Annotated in this window: 13 protein-coding genes; 4 read left to right on the top strand and 9 right to left on the bottom strand. The window is 61.7% G+C overall.

The window, feature by feature from the left end; all coding sequences use genetic code 11:
* The first annotated feature begins 11 nt into the window (after positions 1-11).
* A complete protein-coding gene (locus QO002_RS15650) occupies positions 12-920 on the top strand; it encodes an alpha/beta hydrolase (protein WP_370878502.1) in 909 nt (302 codons plus the stop codon).
* Positions 921-932: 12 nt separating this feature from the next.
* On the opposite strand, the gene msrA is transcribed toward QO002_RS15650, so the two are convergent.
* A complete protein-coding gene (msrA, locus tag QO002_RS15645) occupies positions 933-1,610 on the bottom strand; it encodes a peptide-methionine (S)-S-oxide reductase MsrA (RefSeq protein ID WP_307231274.1) in 678 nt (225 codons plus the stop codon).
* A 250-nt stretch (positions 1,611-1,860) separates the two neighbouring features.
* Here msrA and QO002_RS15640 point away from each other — a divergent pair, with 250 nt between their 5' ends.
* Positions 1,861-2,259: an ACT domain-containing protein gene (locus QO002_RS15640; RefSeq protein WP_307231272.1), complete on the top strand. Its 399-nt coding sequence runs from the start codon at positions 1,861-1,863 to the stop codon at positions 2,257-2,259.
* Positions 2,260-2,263: 4 nt separating this feature from the next.
* Here QO002_RS15640 and QO002_RS15635 read toward each other — a convergent pair whose 3' ends face one another.
* Both QO002_RS15635 and QO002_RS15630 read right to left on the bottom strand, forming a co-directional pair.
* Positions 2,264-4,264, bottom strand: a complete 2,001-nt coding sequence (locus QO002_RS15635; protein WP_307231270.1) for a CocE/NonD family hydrolase — start codon at positions 4,262-4,264, stop codon at positions 2,264-2,266.
* A gap of 15 nt (positions 4,265-4,279) precedes the next feature.
* On the bottom strand, positions 4,280-5,869 hold the full coding sequence (locus QO002_RS15630; RefSeq protein ID WP_307231268.1) for an ABC transporter substrate-binding protein: 1,590 nt from the start codon (positions 5,867-5,869) through the stop codon (positions 4,280-4,282).
* Positions 5,870-5,992: 123 nt separating this feature from the next.
* Here QO002_RS15630 and QO002_RS15625 point away from each other — a divergent pair, with 123 nt between their 5' ends.
* Both QO002_RS15625 and QO002_RS15620 read left to right on the top strand, forming a co-directional pair.
* Positions 5,993-6,787, top strand: a complete 795-nt coding sequence (locus tag QO002_RS15625) for a helix-turn-helix domain-containing protein (protein ID WP_307231265.1) — start codon at positions 5,993-5,995, stop codon at positions 6,785-6,787.
* A 53-nt stretch (positions 6,788-6,840) separates the two neighbouring features.
* A complete protein-coding gene (locus QO002_RS15620) occupies positions 6,841-7,185 on the top strand; it encodes a PAAR domain-containing protein (protein ID WP_307231262.1) in 345 nt (114 codons plus the stop codon).
* A 172-nt stretch (positions 7,186-7,357) separates the two neighbouring features.
* Here the strand turns inward: QO002_RS15620 and QO002_RS15615 are convergent, their stop codons facing one another.
* The 6 genes from QO002_RS15615 to QO002_RS15590 all read right to left on the bottom strand — a co-directional run bounded on the left by QO002_RS15615 (position 7,358) and on the right by QO002_RS15590 (position 15,671).
* Positions 7,358-8,989, bottom strand: coding sequence for an ABC transporter ATP-binding protein (locus QO002_RS15615; protein ID WP_307231260.1), 1,632 nt, complete (start codon positions 8,987-8,989; stop codon positions 7,358-7,360).
* Entirely contained in the window at positions 8,982-9,809 is an 828-nt protein-coding gene (locus QO002_RS15610; RefSeq protein WP_307231258.1) for an ABC transporter permease, read from the bottom strand. The genes QO002_RS15615 and QO002_RS15610 overlap by 8 nt, the downstream gene beginning before the upstream one ends.
* The gene (locus tag QO002_RS15605) at positions 9,806-10,810 is read right to left on the bottom strand and encodes an ABC transporter permease (protein WP_307233429.1); all 1,005 of its coding nucleotides are present in this window, start codon (positions 10,808-10,810) and stop codon (positions 9,806-9,808) included. Before QO002_RS15605 ends, QO002_RS15610 begins: the two co-directional genes overlap by 4 nt.
* 110 nt (positions 10,811-10,920) lie before the next feature.
* Positions 10,921-12,510 carry an ABC transporter substrate-binding protein gene (locus QO002_RS15600; RefSeq protein WP_307231255.1) on the bottom strand — a complete coding sequence of 530 codons (1,590 nt, stop codon included), beginning with the start codon at positions 12,508-12,510 and terminating at the stop codon, positions 10,921-10,923.
* 306 nt (positions 12,511-12,816) lie between these two features.
* Complete coding sequence (locus QO002_RS15595) at positions 12,817-13,599, bottom strand: carnitinyl-CoA dehydratase (protein ID WP_307231253.1); 783 nt, start codon at positions 13,597-13,599, stop codon at positions 12,817-12,819.
* Positions 13,596-15,671: an acetate--CoA ligase family protein gene (locus tag QO002_RS15590; protein ID WP_307231251.1), complete on the bottom strand. Its 2,076-nt coding sequence runs from the start codon at positions 15,669-15,671 to the stop codon at positions 13,596-13,598. The genes QO002_RS15595 and QO002_RS15590 overlap by 4 nt, the downstream gene beginning before the upstream one ends.
* Positions 15,672-15,673 lie beyond the last annotated feature (2 nt).

The following is a 15,673-nucleotide window of genomic DNA, read 5'->3' as shown; positions in this document are numbered from 1 at the left end:
TGGTAGCGATAATGACGAGCGCAATGCCCACGGAAGACGCGATCCTTGAATTCCACAGGCAGTGCTCTGCTTTTTATCCGGAGGACGCCGTCGACGCGCCAATAGCGCAGCAGCGCGCTTGGTACGATGCGCTTTGCGCTGAATTTGATGCGCCGCCGCCGCTCGGATTGGTGCAAGAATATGAATTGATTTGCGACCGCATTCGTGTGGGTCGATATCGACCGAAGCGCATCGCAACGCAGACACGGCTGTTTTACATCCATGGCGGCGGTTTTGTAGTTGGGTCGCTGGAAAGTCATGATGCGATCTGCGCCGAAATTTCCGATGCCGTGGGGGCGGAACTGGTGGCCGTGGACTATCGGCTTGCGCCGGAGCATGTTTGGCCCGCCGCTTTCGAGGATTGCTGGGCTGTTCTCTCTCATGTGTTGAAAGATGGCCATCCTCTGGTCGTTATTGGCGACAGCGCTGGCGGTAATCTGGCGGCGGGCATTGCCATGAAGGCGCGGGATGAGGGGCGTTCCGGCATCATCGGGCAGGCGCTGATCTACCCCGGCCTTGGCGGTGATCTGGTCTCTGGCTCTTACATCGAAATGGCGGAAGCGCCCGGTCTCTCCACGGCGGATGTCGCCTATTATCGCGACGTGCTTCAGGCGCCGGCGGGCAATTCATACGCTTTTCCGCTGGCTGCGAAGGATTTTTCCGGCCTTCCTGCCGCTTTCATCACCGCCGCGCATTTCGATCCGCTTTGCGATGACGCGCGGCGCTATGCTGCGCGCCTTGCCAGCGCTGGTGTCAATGTCACATTCCGGGAAGAGCCGCAGATGATCCATGCGTGGTTGCGCGCGCGCTTCATGAGCGAAGGAGCGAAGACCGGGTTTGCGACCCTCTGCGCAGCTGTCAGGCAGCTGGCAAAGGGCTAACGGTCCTCTCGATCAACTCTTGACGTTGGCAACCAGCACCGGTTTTTCCGAGAAGCGGGTCGGGAAAAGCGCCTTCAGATTCTCGATCTTCGGCATATCATTGTAGACGATGTAGGGGTGGGTCGGGTTGGCCGTCAGGAAATCCTGATGATATCCCTCCGCCGGATAGAAGCCCTCGGACGACGAAATCTTCGTGACGATCGGTTCGGGGAAGACGGAAGCCTTTCCGAGCTGCGCAATATAGCTTTCCGCAACCTTCTTCTGCTCGTCCGTTAGTGTGAAGATGGCGGAACGATATTGCGTGCCTTGGTCGGGGCCTTGATAGTTGAGCTGGGTCGGGTTGTGGGCGACCGAGAAGAACACCTGCAAAAGCTGGCCATAGGTGACCGTTTTGGGATCGAAGGTCACTTCGACGGATTCGGCGTGGCCCGTCGTGCCGGAACTGACGGTCTCGTAGACGGCCGTGTCCTTGGCTCCGCCAGCATAGCCGGAGACGGCGTTCTTGACGCCCTTCACATGCTGGAACACACCCTGCACGCCCCAGAAACAGCCACCGGCAAAGATCGCCTTTTCGGTGCCGGATTTGGCAACCTCATCGACGGCAGGGGCGGGGATGACGACGGCGTCTTCTGCCGCGAACACTGTTGTCGCGCCGCCGACATGCAGGGCAACACCTGCAACGAGGGCCATGGCCAAGCTTTTCAATTTGCCCGGAAAAGATGATTGCGTCATGCGCATTGGATATCTCCCACTGTCTCTGCTTCGATGTTGCCGGAGCATCCTCCCAAGCGATCATTCGGTCAAATCGCAATCGCGTGTGTCACGCGTGTGTGACAAGCTGCTGTATAAGCGGGTTTCGCCTTGTCTCGCCAACGCTCTGTCGGCATCTATACCTCGCGAAAAAGTCGAAGAGTGCACTTACGGCGCAAAAGGAATGACGATGGCGGCAATTACGGATCTCGATGCGCTGTTGAGGGAAATGCGTCCGGTTCTGCAGGACAAAGAATACGTCTACTGTCTTGCGGCACCTGAAGAGGCGGTCAATTATTTCGCCCAGGCACTTGCCATGTTTCGCGAGCAAGAAGGCGTCACGCTGATCCTCGAGCGTTCGCTGGCCGATGCGGCAAACCTCGCTTACGGTCCGGTCATGTGCTGCATCATGCTGACGGTTCATTCCGCGCTGGAAGCGGTGGGACTGACGGCGGCGGTCTCGGTCGCTCTCACGCGTCATGGCATCAGCGCCAATGTCGTCGCCGCCTATCATCACGATCACATCTTCGTGCCTGCAGGCGATGCTGAACGGGCGCTGCTTGCCCTGAAGGAAGCAGCGCCCGTCTGAAGTCTTACATGAAGTCGCGTGGGATGCGCTTGTCGAAGCTCTTCTCGAAGATTTCCTCATCCCCCTCGAAGGCGTTCACGGACGCCGAGATCAGCCATTCGTCCCTCGTACAGGCGATGGTGGCGACCGAGATCGTCCGCAGGTTGATATTGTCCCGCTGCATGTCGCAGGTCCAGGTCGAGGTTCCGCTCATCGACAGCGGATCACCATCCACGATGGACCAGATTTCGTCGCGAATCTGGCGCGTGGAAAGCCCCGTATCAGGATGCTGGCTCAGCCCGGTATCCTCGTAGATCGTATAGTCGGTCACGCCGTTGGTCAGGTCGCGTACGACATTGCGGGCGGTTTCGCCCGGTTCGAGATCGATATACTTGGGCAGCGGATCGGGGTTCTCCGGCTCCGGAACGCTGATGCGCTGGTGCTCGCCGAGAAGCGGCAGGGCCAGCCCGATCGAGGCGCGGTCGATTGTCAGGCCCGGATCGCCCGGTGCCGGCAGAACCATTGGCCAATAGGCCGTCGATAGCGACAGGCGGATGCGGTGACCTTCCCGGAAATTATAGCCGAGCGCATCGAGCACCAGTCGGATCTGCGTTTTCTTGCCCTTCTCCATCGCCTTGGGTTCGGCATTGCCGTCGCGGTGGGCGAGGTTGAGCACGCCAAAGGTAACGCGGGTCGCCGTGCCGTCCGCATGGATGTCGACGATGCGGGCGATCAGGTTGGCCCAGTCTTCGTCGCAGGCCACTTCGACGGTCAGCACCGGCTGGCCGAGGGCGGTTATGGCTTTCTCAAGCGGCAGCGTTTCGAAGACCAGCGATCCAGCATCATCGACGCGCTGGTCGCCGGCCATCTCGGCATCCGGCTTCAGCGTAAACCATTCGCCGGAGGCAGTGCCGGTATCGAGCGGTGACTTCAGATAAACGTCCTGATCCGTCGCGCCCGCGATCGGCATGCCTTCGGCAAGGCCGCCGAACTGGTCGATGTAATAGCTCTGCATCTCCGGCTGCTGCCACTCGTCCTTGGCAATCCAGAAGCCGGGGTCGAATTCGCGCCGCAGCGAGGGCTTCGGACCGTCCTGGATATAGGCGCGCATCTGCGGCAACTTTTCAGCGCCGGTGTCTTCATCGCGCAGCCACTTGTTCCACCAGGCGATCGCCTCGCCGTGGAAATCGGCGCGTGGTTTCGGCCAGGCGAAATGCGGATATTTGTGCACCCAGGGACCGATCATCGCCTTGGCCTTGTCGCCCAGACCTTCGATCGCCTTGATCGGCGTGTTGCGATAGCCATCCGCCCAGCCGGCGATCACCAGCGCCGGCACGGGGAAATCGCCGAAATCCTCTGATATGGAGCCGTGTTTCCAGAATTCGTCGCGGCGCTGGTGCTCCAGCCATTCCTCCATGAAGAACGGCTCGTTTTCCAGCCGCTCCAGCCACATCTCCTTCCACCTGTCGCCGACCAGCGCCGGGTCTGGTGCACGCGACTGGTAGGCGAGCATGGTCGCTGCCCAGGAGAGCTGGGCGGAAAGGTGCGTGCCGTTCTTGTAGTGGATGTCGTCGTTGTAGCGATCGACGGTGGAGGCGATCGAGATCACCGCCTTCAGCGCCGGTGGTTTGAGCGCTGCGACCTGCAGGCAGTTGAATCCGCCCCAGGAGATGCCCATCATGCCGACGTTGCCATTGGACCAAGACTGGGCGGCGATCCATTCGATCAGTTCGCAGCCATCGGCCAGTTCGCGTGGCGTATATTCGCCGTCGATCACGCCGTCGCTTTCGCCCGAGCCTCTGATATCGACGCGTATGCCGGCAATGCCGGCTTCGGCAAAGACCGGATAGGTCGATTCATCGCGCAGGCAGGTGCCGTCACGCTTGCGGTAGGGCAGGTATTCGAAGACGGCGGGAACGGGCGCCTGATCGGTACCCTCCGGCATCCAGATGCGCGCGGCGAGCCGCGTGCCATCCTTCAGCATGATCCATTCGTTTTCGATGACGGTGAAATTGCGTTTCGTCATTGAGATCACCGATCCTTACGCGTCGAGCCAGACACGGCTGCCGATATAGCCGTTCGACATGTCGTTGCCGATATCGTCGACAAAACCCTTCACGGAGGCGGAAGCGGCCATGATGTAGTCGTTGAAAACCGGCAGGATCAGGCCGCCTTCGTCGCGTACCATCACTGCCATGGTGTGATAAAGTTCCTTGCGCTTGGCGTCGTCCAGTTCGGAGCGGGCCTGAAGCAGCAGCTTGTCAAAGTCCTCGCGCTTGAAGTGCGTGTCGTTCCACTCTGCCGTCGAGAGATAGGAGGTCGAGTAGCGCGAATCCTGCGTCGGGCGGCCGCCCCAGTAGGAGGCGCAGAAGGGCTGCACGTTCCAGACATTGGTCCAGTAGCCGTCTTCCGGCTCGCGGCGAACCTCGATTTCGATGCCGGCTGCCTTGGCGCTTTCCTGATAGAGCACGGCAGCATCGACGGCGCCGGAGAAGGCGGCGTCGGACGTGCGCAGCAGGATCGGCCGCTCGTGGCCGGATTTCTTGTAGTGGAAGGCGGCCTTGTCGGGATCATAGGCGCGCTGCTCGATGCCTTCGGGGGCCAGCGCATAGTTGCCGTTGACCGGATAATCATTGCCGAGCGTGCCGAAGCCACCGAGCACGCGATCGAGGATCGCCTGACGGTCGATCGAATATTTCAGGGCAAGCCGCAGGTCGTTGTTATCGAAGGGCGCTGTGTCGCAGTGCATGAGGAAGCTGTAGAAGCCCTTGCCGGAGCTGCGCAGGATTTCGACGCGGCGCGCCCGCTTCAGGAGCGGCACGGTCTTCGGGTCGATGTTGTTGATGAAATGTACCTGACCGGAGGAGAGGGCGGCGATGCGTGCGGTCGCATCGTTCATGACGATGATCTCGACCGAGTCCACGAAGCCGCGATCGGAGCGCCAGTCCTCGGCGTTCTTTTCGAAGGTGGAGCGCACGCCGGCTTCATAGCTCGTCAGCTTATACGGGCCGGTACCGATCGGCGAAGCCGGGTCGTCGATACCGCCGTTCGGCTGGATGATCAGGTGGTAGTCGGTCAGCAGCAGCGGCAGGTCGGCATTGCCTTCCGTCAGCGTCAGCACGAGATCGCCGGCCTTTTCCTCGATGGTCTTGATCGAGCGCATCAGGCCGAGCGCGCCGGACTTCGAACCTTCGTCGGAATGGCGCTTCAGCGTGGCGATGATGTCGGCGACGGTCATCTTGCGGCCGTCATGGAAGGAAATGTCGTTGCGGATCTTGAAGGTCCAGACCGAGGCATCCGCCGAGGGTTCCCAGGAGGAGGCGATAGAGGGCAGGGCGGCGCCCGTCTTGGGGTCGGTCTCTACAAGCGTATCGCCCCAGAGATGGCCGATGACAAAGAGTACTGAAGCGCTGTAGGTCGCGGGATCGAGCGTATCGGTCGCAGCACCTCCCTTTAGGCCCATCTTGAAATGGCCGCCACGCTTCGGTTCCTGCGCGCGTGCTTCGCCGACTGCCATCGTGCCACCAAAGGTCGCGGCAAGACCGAGGGCTGCCGTGCCTGCGAGGAAGCCGCGACGGTTGATGCTGGCGGGGATGATGAGCCTGTCGGGACGCTTGGTGAAGTCGGTCATGCGGAAGTTCCCTTTGTGATGTTGTTGCTGAAAACCTACCGCGTGTACACAGCTGCACAATTTCGCGACTTGACGCGAATTTACGCTGGTTTACGCTCATAATGATCCAACGGGAAATCGGGCATGCCGGACAGCGAGGTCTTCCACCAGAATCTGCGATTTGCCTGCGCCACGAGACGTTCGATTTCCGAAATCTGCCGGGAGATCGGCATCAACCGGCAGCAGTTCAATCGCTACATCAATGGCGAGGCGCGGCCCTCGGCGCACAATATCACGCGCATCGCCGCCTTTTTCGGCGTGTCGCCGCAGGACTTCGAGCTGGCGCCGAAGATTTTCGAGACGCGCATGACGCGACCGGATCGCGACAGTGCGCAGGCGGGGCTGCTGCTTGATGGTTTCCCCGGCGATATCGGCGCGCTGCGGCGGCATGTCGGATACTACCAGACCTACCATCTGTCGCCGTCCTGGCCGGGGCTGGTCGTCTCTTCCTGCGCACGGATTTTCGAGGACAACGGCTCTATCCGCATCAAATCCATCGAGCGCATTCGCGACAGCGCAAACGAGATCGTGCAGTTTTCGAAGTATGTCGGCCTCGTCACCTTCTGGCGCAACCGCATCTTCATCGCCGAGCGCAGCGTCGGTCGCCAGCCGATGCTGTCTCAGACGATCCTGATGCCGTTCGAAGTGCACCAGCGCGTCTATTTGCGCGGCACGACCATGGGCGTGTCGTGGCGCAAGGAAAATCTGCCCTATGCGTCACGGATGATCTGGCGCCATATCGGCCAGGAGCCGGACCTCAGGCAGATGCTTTCGCGCTGCGGCGTGTTGGCGCTGAATTCACGGCAGCTGCCGACGACGGTGCGACATTTTCTGGAAACCCCCGCGGCCGAGGTGCTGACACTGCCCTCCGATTATTGAGGGATGCGGCGGCGTGATACTGTGTCGTCGTTGATCTTGTGGAGGAGGAAGCCATGTTAACAAGGATCGTAGCCTGTACCGGCTTGCTTCTGGCCGGCACGTCTGCCGCCGCATTTGCCGAAGAGGGCGCCACTTCGACCATCCCGCCTTGCGCCCTGTCCGGCGCAGTCAGCGTCATGATCGGCGGCGCCCCGGCGCTACGCCTCTCCGACGTCGCCAAATGCCCGCCCGAACTTTACGAGATCGTGCCGAGCATCATGATCGAAGGTCAGCCGGTCGTCCATTTCCGCGGCGGTTCGGATGGCAAGACGAGTTGCGGGGCGAAGAGCGAGGGCAGCGTGATGATGGAGGGGGAGGCTGCGAACAGGTTGGGGGATGTGGCGTGTAAGACGCAGTAGGACGCGGTCCCAATCTCCCCCCTTGCGGGGGGAGATGTCGCGAAGTGACAGAGAGGGGCGGTGCCTCCGAATTCAGAATCAGTGGCTTTGCGTGTGAGGTATCCAACCCCCTCTGTCGGCTCTGCCGACATCTCCCCCGCAAGGGGGAGATTGGGACCGAGTGTGCCGTGCCTCAGTTCCCCGCGCTCTCCATCCGCCGTGTCGTCAGCACCTTCTCCAGCCAGCCGATTTCCATCTCCGGGACCGACTTCAACAGCAGGTCCGTATAGTCGTCGAACGGCGGTGAGAGCACCTTCGATTTCGGCCCGAAGCGGACGAGCTTGCCCCGGTGCATGACGGCGACGCTGTCGGCGATGGCGCGGACGATGGCGATGTCGTGGGTGATAAAGACATAGGAAACAGCGGTTTCCTCCTGAAGCTTCAGAAGAAGATTCAGGATGCCTTCCGCCACCAGCGGGTCGAGCGCCGAGGTCGGTTCGTCGCAGAGGATGAGTTCCGGCTTGGCTGCCAAAGCGCGAGCGATGGCGACGCGCTGTTTCTGGCCGCCGGAAAGTTCGGCCGGGTAGCGGTCGAGGAAACGATCACCCATCTCGATCTGGTCGAGCAGTTCCTTCACTCGCTCCGTCTTCTTGGCCCCGTGCAGGCCGTAGTAGAAGGAGATCGGACGGCCGACGATGTCGCGCACCGTCTGGCGCGGGTTCATCGCTGTATCGGCCATCTGGTAGATCATCTGCACCCGGCGCAGCTCGTCCTTGCTGCGGCCGCGCAAAGCCGGCGGCAGTTGCTTGCCGTCGAAGGTGATGCGGCCTTCGCTCGGCGGCAGGAGGCCGGTGATGACGCGGGCGAGGGTCGACTTGCCCGAGCCGCTCTCCCCGACGATCGCCAGCGTCTGCCCCTTCGGCAGATGCAGCGAAACGTCATGCAGCACCTTGAAGCCATTGGCATAACCGGCGCTGATATTCTCGATGTTGAGCAGCGTGTTGGACTGATCGGCTGCTTCGTCACGCTTGGTCTGGCGGACACTGACCAAGGCTCTGGTGTATTCCTGCACCGGGGCTTCGATGATCTGTTTCGTCGTGCCGTATTCGACGGTCTTGCCATGGCGTAGCACCATGATGTCGTCGGAGATCTGGGCGACGACAGCGAGGTCATGGGTGATGTAGAGCGCCGCGGTGTGCGTCTCCTCGATCGCGTGCTTGATCGCCGCCAGCACGTCGATCTGGGTGGTGACGTCGAGCGCCGTGGTCGGCTCGTCGAAGACGATCAGTTCCGGGTTGGGGCAGAGCGCCATGGCGGTCATGGCACGCTGCAGCTGGCCGCCGGAGACCTGATGTGGATAACGGTCGCCAAACGTGTCCGGGTTTGGCAGGCCGAGAACGCGGAAGAGATACAGCGCCCGCTTTTCGGCTTCGGACCGCGTCATGATCTTGTGGCGCAGCGACGCCTCGATGACCTGTTCGCCAAGTCTGTGCGCGGGGTTGAAGGCGGCTGCCGCAGACTGGGCGACATAACAGACCTTGCAGCCGCGCACGGAGCGAATGCCGCCACGTCCAAGCTTCAGGATGTCCTTGCCGTTCAGCATCACTTCGCCGCCGACGATGGATGCGCCGCCGCGGCCATAGGCCAGAGCGGAGAGGCCGATGGTCGATTTGCCGGCGCCAGATTCGCCGATGAGGCCGAGCACCTTGCCCTTTTCGACGGAGAAGGAGACATTGTCGACCAAGGTCACCGTCTTTGGCGGTTCGCCCGGAGGATAGCTGGTCGCTTCGATCTTCAGGTTCTTGACAGTTAGAAGATCAGGCATCGCCACGGCCTCCTTTCAGGCTGGAGGTTCGTTTCATCAGCCAGTCGACGACGAGGTTGACGCAGATGGCAAGCACGGCGATCGCCCCGCCCGGGATGAGCGCGGCGTTGATACCGAAGATGATGCCGTCCTTGTTGTCCTTGACCATGCCGCCCCAGTCCGCTGCCGGCGGCTGGATGCCGAGGCCAAGGAAGGAGAGGGTGGAGAGGAACAGGATCGAGAAGGCGAAGCGCAGGCCGAATTCGGCGAGCAGTGGCGAGAGCGTGTTGGGTAGGATTTCGCGGAAGATGATCCAGCCCGTGCCTTCGCCGCGCAGCCGTGCTGCCTCGACGAACTCCATGACTGCCACATCGAGCGCAACGGCGCGGCCGATGCGGAAGACGCGGGTTGAGTCCAGCACCGCCATGACGAGGATCAGGATCCAGAGATGCTGCGGCAGGACCGCGAGCACGACGAGGGCGAAGATCAAGGTCGGGATCGCCATCATCAGGTCGTTGAAGCGCGAGAACAGCTGGTCGATGAAACCACCAGTAACGGCGGCGGTGAACGACAAGAGCATGCCCAGCGAAAACGAGATGATGGTTGCGGCCAGCGCCACGAAGATCGTGGTGCGGGCGCCGTAGATCAGGCGGGACAGGAGATCGCGGCCGAGATTGTCGGTGCCGAGGAGGAAATCGCCGCCGCCGGGCAGCCAGATATCGCCGACCACCTGGCTTTCGCCGTAGGGGGCGATCAAGGGTGCGAAGAGGGCGCAGACGAGGGCGATCGCGATACCGGCGAAACCGACCCAGGCGCTGATGGGAATGGATCTCAGGTTCATCGCGGGTGCCTCAGTCTTGGATTGGCAAGAATGGCGAGGATATCGGCCGCCATGTTGAGGAAGATGTAGAAGGCGGCGAAGATCAGGCCGCACGCCTGAACGACGGGCATGTCGCGCACGGTCACCGCATCCACCATATATTGCCCCATGCCGGGATAGACGAAGACCACTTCCACGACGACGACGCCGACGACGAGATAGGCGAGGTTGAGAGCGACAACGTTGATGACCGGCGCCACAGCGTTGGGAGCGGCGTGGCGGGCGATGATGCGGAAGGCGCCGAGACCCTTGAGTTCTGCGGTCTCGACATAGGCCGAGGACATGACGTTGAGGATCGCCGCCCGCGTCATGCGCATCATGTGGGCGAGCACGACCAGAACGAGGGTTGCGACCGGAAGCGCGATGGCTGACAGGCGCTCCAGGAAGCCCATGCTGTCATAAACGGTGGCCGGGAAGGTCGCGACGCCGAATTTGACGGCGAACAGTACGATCAGGATATAGCCGACGAAGAACTCGGGCAGCGAGATCGCGGCCAGCGATACGATGTTGATCAGCTTGTCCGGAAGCCGGTTTCGGAATTGTACCGCGATCATGCCCAGCCCAATGGCGAGCGGAACGGAGATGATGGCGGCGAAGAAGGCGAGAAACAGCGAGTTGCCCAGCCGTTTGCCGATCTGTTCGCTGACGGAGTTTCGGCTTGCCCAGGAGGTGCCAAAATCCCCCTGCAGCGCGCCGCCGAGCCAGGAGAAGTAACGTTCGGTCACGGGCCGATCGAGGCCGAGGTCCTTGCGGATGTTCTCGACCGCCTGCGGGGTGGCCGACTGGCCGAGATAGGTCGTGGCGAAATCGCCCGGCAGGGCTTCCACGCCGCCGAAGATCATCAGCGACACGGCAAAGAGCAAACCGACGCTCAAGCCGAGCCGCTGAATGATGAGCGCTGCCATCGGCCGACGCAGGCTGAAGCGGCGCCAGAAGGTGCCCTGGAGGACACCGGGGGTCATGGTGGCGACAACGCCCGATCCGGCAACGGCTGCGGCCTGCGGCTGGTCGGAGCCAACCGCAGGCGTTTCAGTCGTCGGTGCCGGACCATTGTCTGGTCCGAGCGCCGCCATTATGCGTCGAGCCAGACGCGGGTTGCGACATAGCCGTTCGACATGTCGTTGCCGATATCGTGGACATAGCCCTTCACGTTCTTGCCGCAGGCGTTCACGAAGTCGTTGAACATCGGCAGGATCAGGCCGCCTTCGTCACGCACCATGGTTGCCATGGTGCGGTACATGTCCTTGCGCTTGTTTTCGTCGAGTTCCGAGCGGGCTTCGAGAAGGATCTTGTCGAAGTCCGGACGCAGGAAGCGGGTGTCGTTCCAGTCGGCCGTCGAAAGATAGGCGGTGGAATACATCTGGTCCTGGGTCGGACGGCCACCCCAGTAGGAGGTGGAGAAGGGCTGCACGTTCCAGACGTTCGACCAGTAGCCGTCGCCGGGTTCGCGCTTCACTTCGATCTCGATGCCGGCCTTCTTGGCGCTTTCCTGATAGAGCACGGCCGCATCGACCGCACCCGGGAAGGCGACATCTGAGGTGCGCAACAGCACCGACCCGCTGTGGCCGGACTTCTTGTAGTGGAAGGCCGCCTTGTCCGGGTCGTAGGCGCGCTGCTCGATGCCTTCGGGGAAGAGGGCGTAGGTCGAGTTGATCGGGAAGTCGTTACCGACCTTGCCATAGCCGCCAAGGATTTTATCGACCATGGTTTCGCGGTCCATGGCGTATTTCAGCGCCATGCGCAGATCGTTGTTGTCGAACGGCGCAGTGTTGCAATGCATGATGAAGACGTAGTGGCCGCGGCCCGAGGTCGAGAGGATTTCGACGTTCGGTGCCTTCTTCAGAAGGTTCACGGTCTTCGGATCGACGCGGTTGATGTAGTGCACCTGGCCGGAAGACAGCGCCGCGATACGGGCGGTCGCGTCGTTCATACCGATGATTTCGATCGAATCGACGAAGCCGCGGTCGGTGCGCCAGTCGTCGGGGTTCTTCTCGAAAGTGGCGCGAACGCCCGGCTCGAAGCTCGAGAGCTTGTAGGGGCCAGTGCCGATGCCGGCGCCCGGATTTTCGTAGCCGCCGCCCGGCTGGATGACGAGGTGGTAGTCGGTCAAAAGCAGCGGCAGGTCGGCATTGCCTTCGGTCAGCACGAGAACGAGGTTTTCGCCGTCGGCCTTGATTTCCTTGATCGACTTCATGACGCCGAGCGCGCCGGATTCCGACTTCTCGTCGGTATGGCGCTGCAGGGTCTTGACGACGTCGTCGATCGTCAAGTCCTTGCCGTCGTGGAACTTGACGCCCTTGCGGATCTTGAAGGTCCAGGTGGCAGCGTCAGCCGACGGTTCCCAGGATTCGGCCAATGCCGGAACCGGAGCGCCCGTCAGGGGCTCGGATTCGACCAGCATGTCACCCCAGCAGCGGCCGATGCAGAACATGACCTGCGACAGGAATTTCGCCGGATCGTTAGAATCGGTGGCCGAGCCGCCTTCAAGGCCAAGCTTCAGGTGACCGCCGCGCTTGGGCTCCTGCGCCATGGCGCTCTGCGAAAACAACGTGCCGGCCGCCGCGACGGTCAGGCCCAGAGCCGCGGTGCGGCCCATGAATTCGCGTCGGTTCATTTTGCCAAGCGTGACTTGGCCGCTAAGAAAATTCTTGTAGTCGCTCATTCCCCTGTTCCCTTTATTGTTTGCCGGCTCAGCCGATCAATCTTGTTTTGTCCGACGAGGTATCTCGCTATGCGCAACATGCATGGCAATGGCCCCAACCACCAGTGTTTTTGCAGCCTTTTCGGCTGTCGAATTTTGATTGCGGGGTTTTCGTTGAATGAACGATCCCCGTTGCTGTTCAGGCTAGTTTCAAAATTTCCCTTTGTATTCACATGAAAATTCATTCCACTGCATAAATATAGCTTATGCGAAGTGGCATGCTCTCGGCCGTCTCTTTCGGCGCGTTTCCTCGCGCGCCGTTTGCTTTTATCGCCCTTTCCAGACGGGATCGCGCTTCTCGGTGAAGGCGAGGGCGCCTTCGAGCTGATCCTCGCTGGAATAGAGAATATCCACCGTCTTCAGCTGGCGGCGGGTGATCTTGTTCATAGTCGTCTGGAAGGCCTCGCCTTCGGCAGCGCGCACGACTTCCTTTATGGCGGCATAGACCAGCGGCGGCCCGCTTTCGAGCAGGCGTGCCAGTTCCCAGGCGCGGTCCATCAGCTTATCGGCGGGCAGGATCTCGTTGACGAAACCCCAGCGATGGGCCTCGGTGACATCCAGCCAGCGACCTGTAAACAGCATGTCCATGGCGATGTGATAGGGAATGCGCTTTGGCAGCTTGATGGAGGCGGCATCGGCAACGGTGCCGGAGCGGATTTCGGGCAGCGCGAAGGTCGCGTGTTCGGCCGCGAGGATCATGTCGGTGGAAAGAGCGATTTCAAAGCCGCCGCCGCAGCAGATGCCGTTGATCGCCGCAATGATCGGCTTGTTGAGGTCGCGCAGTTCCTGCATGCCACCAAAGCCGCCGACGCCATAGTCACCATCGACGGCATCGCCTGCGGCTGCCGCCTTCAGGTCCCATCCCGGACAGAAGAACTTTTCACCGGCGCCGGTGATGATCGCAACACGCAGGGTCTCGTCGTCGCGGAAATCGCGGAAGACTTCGCCCATGATCCGGGAGGTGACGAGATCGATCGCATTGGCCTTCGGCCGGTCGATCGTCACTTCCAGAATGCCGCCTTCGCGGCGGGTCTTGATCGGTCCTGTCATGCGCTCGCTTTCCTTCGCCTGATCAGGGCATCGGCCGCGACGGTTCCAGAACCTTCGGGCAGCACCATGATAGGATTGATATCTACTTCTTCGATCATTGAAGCGTTTGAAACGACATAGGATGCCACTGATGCGACGGCCTGCACGAGGGCGTCGATATCGCCCTTGGGCTGGCCGCGATAACCGCCGAGCAGCTTTGCAACCTTGAGGCCGGAAAGCGCCGCGCGGATCGCCTTTTCGGCGGTGGGAAGCGTCAGGATTGCCGAGTCTTCCAGCAGTTCCACGAGGATTCCGCCCGCGCCAACGGTCAGCACCGGCCCCGCGACAGGATCGCGCATCGCGCCGATGATCAGCTCGGCAACCGGCTTTGCGACCATCTTCTCCACGAGATAACCGGAGGCGACTCCTGCCATTGCTTTCGCCGCTTCAAGAACTGCTTCGCGGCTGGCAAGGTTGAGCTTGACGGCTCCGGCCTCGGTCTTGTGGGCGACGCCCTGACCCTTGAGGACGACAGGGAAACCGAGTTTACCCGCAGCGTCGGCGGCTTCCTCGGCTGTTGTGGCGGTCAGGCTTTCAGGGATCTTCAGGCCGAAGGCGGCAAGCTCCGTCTTGGCCTCATGTTCGGAGAGCGTGACGCTTTCGCCATCGGCCTTCGGCGAGACGGGCAGCAGTGGCTCCATGGCTGGTTCGGCCCAGAGGCGGCGGATTTCTGCGGCGACTTCGCAGGCTGTCAGTGCCTCGTCGATGCCGAAGAAGGGCACGACATTCTGCGCCATCAGCGAAAGCGCCGTGTCTTCCGGCATGTTTTCGCCGAGGCTTGCGACAATGCCGGCAACCGCGCCGGTCGCTTTCGAAGCGTCGATGACAGCATCGCAGGTGGTGACCCAATCGGCGGCATCGCAGCGATCCTGACGGGGGAAGTCGAGCACGATGAGATTGACAGCATAGTCGCCCCTCATCATCGCCGTGAAAGCCGTCGTCTGCTTCTCACGGTTGCCCCAGACGAAGGTGTGGTAATCCAGCGGATTGGAGATCGTCACCATCTCGCCAAGGCTTTCGCGCAACGGCAGGCGCTGTTCGTCCTTCAGCGCCCGGTAGATGACCTTGCGCCCGACCCCGGCATCCGCCATCAGCGAAGCCTCGCCGCCTGAACAGCTCATCGAGGAGATGTCGAAGCTCTTCAGCGTGCCGTTCAGGTGGAGCAGCTTCAGCGTTTCCAGAAGCTCGGGCAGGGTATCGACGCGGCCGATGCCGAGACGGGCGAGCAGGGCCGAGGAGACCTTGTCGTTGCCGGCAAGCGAGGCCGTGTGCGAGACCGTCGCCAGCTGTGCCGCTTCCGATTTGCCGACCTTCAGGGTGACGACGGGCTTGCCGAGTTCGCGGGCGCGCGTGGCCAGCCGCTGTAGCGCCTCGATGCTGTCAAAACCTTCGATATGCAGGCCGACAGCGGTCACGCGCGGGTCTTCGATGACGGCGCAGGCGAGGTCGGACAGTCCGGTCTGCGCCTGATTTCCTGCGGTCATGAGATAGGCGAGCGGCAGGCCGCGCATCTGCATCGAGACATTGCAGGCAATGTTGGAGGACTGGGTGAGCACGGCGACGCCCTTGTCGACACGCACCATGCCGTGCTGGTCGGGCCAGAGCAGCGCGCCGTCGAGCATGTTGATGAAGCCGTAGCAGTTCGGCCCGACGATCGCCATCTCACCGGCGGCTTCCACGAGCGCGGATTGCAGCTCGTTACCGTCGGAAAGCTCGTTTACCGCCTCGCGGAAGCCGGAGGCGTAGCAGATCGCACCGCCGGCGCCACGCGCCGAAAGGTCACGAATGATCTCGATGGTGAGCTGGCGGTTGACGCCGACGAAGGCTGCATCAGGAGCGGCCGGCAGCTCCGCGACGGAGCGATAGCACTTGCGGCCGAGCACGTCGTCAAGCTTCGGATGCACCGGCCAGATTTCGCCGGCAAAGCCCATCTTGTTGCATTGCTCGATCACGCGCCGCGCTTCCTTGCCGCCAAAGACGGCAATGGATTTCGGGCGGATCAGGCGATCGAGAGGACGGGGGGATGTGGTCATGG

Origin of the sequence: Pararhizobium capsulatum DSM 1112 (genome assembly GCF_030814475.1) — a bacterium.
In the GTDB taxonomy this organism is placed as follows: domain Bacteria; phylum Pseudomonadota; class Alphaproteobacteria; order Rhizobiales; family Rhizobiaceae; genus Pararhizobium; species Pararhizobium capsulatum.
Note: the sequence above shows the minus strand (reverse complement) of the source record. Positions and strands in the feature narration are given on the sequence as shown.

What these genes read in the sequence shown, in the direction of transcription:
- QO002_RS15650 (WP_370878502.1), top strand. Translation starts at nt 12, where the DNA reads ATGACGAGCGCAATGCCCACGGAAGACGCGATCCTTGAATTCCACAGG.
- msrA (WP_307231274.1), bottom strand. Translation starts at nt 1,610, where the DNA reads ATGGCCCTCGTTGCAGGTGTTGCCCTGCATGTCGGCGGCGCGACAACA.
- QO002_RS15640 (WP_307231272.1), top strand. Translation starts at nt 1,861, where the DNA reads ATGGCGGCAATTACGGATCTCGATGCGCTGTTGAGGGAAATGCGTCCG.
- QO002_RS15635 (WP_307231270.1), bottom strand. Translation starts at nt 4,264, where the DNA reads ATGACGAAACGCAATTTCACCGTCATCGAAAACGAATGGATCATGCTG.
- QO002_RS15630 (WP_307231268.1), bottom strand. Translation starts at nt 5,869, where the DNA reads ATGACCGACTTCACCAAGCGTCCCGACAGGCTCATCATCCCCGCCAGC.
- QO002_RS15625 (WP_307231265.1), top strand. Translation starts at nt 5,993, where the DNA reads ATGCCGGACAGCGAGGTCTTCCACCAGAATCTGCGATTTGCCTGCGCC.
- QO002_RS15620 (WP_307231262.1), top strand. Translation starts at nt 6,841, where the DNA reads ATGTTAACAAGGATCGTAGCCTGTACCGGCTTGCTTCTGGCCGGCACG.
- QO002_RS15615 (WP_307231260.1), bottom strand. Translation starts at nt 8,989, where the DNA reads ATGCCTGATCTTCTAACTGTCAAGAACCTGAAGATCGAAGCGACCAGC.
- QO002_RS15610 (WP_307231258.1), bottom strand. Translation starts at nt 9,809, where the DNA reads ATGAACCTGAGATCCATTCCCATCAGCGCCTGGGTCGGTTTCGCCGGT.
- QO002_RS15605 (WP_307233429.1), bottom strand. Translation starts at nt 10,810, where the DNA reads ATGACCCCCGGTGTCCTCCAGGGCACCTTCTGGCGCCGCTTCAGCCTG.
- QO002_RS15600 (WP_307231255.1), bottom strand. Translation starts at nt 12,510, where the DNA reads ATGAGCGACTACAAGAATTTTCTTAGCGGCCAAGTCACGCTTGGCAAA.
- QO002_RS15595 (WP_307231253.1), bottom strand. Translation starts at nt 13,599, where the DNA reads ATGACAGGACCGATCAAGACCCGCCGCGAAGGCGGCATTCTGGAAGTG.
- QO002_RS15590 (WP_307231251.1), bottom strand. Translation starts at nt 15,671, where the DNA reads ATGACCACATCCCCCCGTCCTCTCGATCGCCTGATCCGCCCGAAATCC.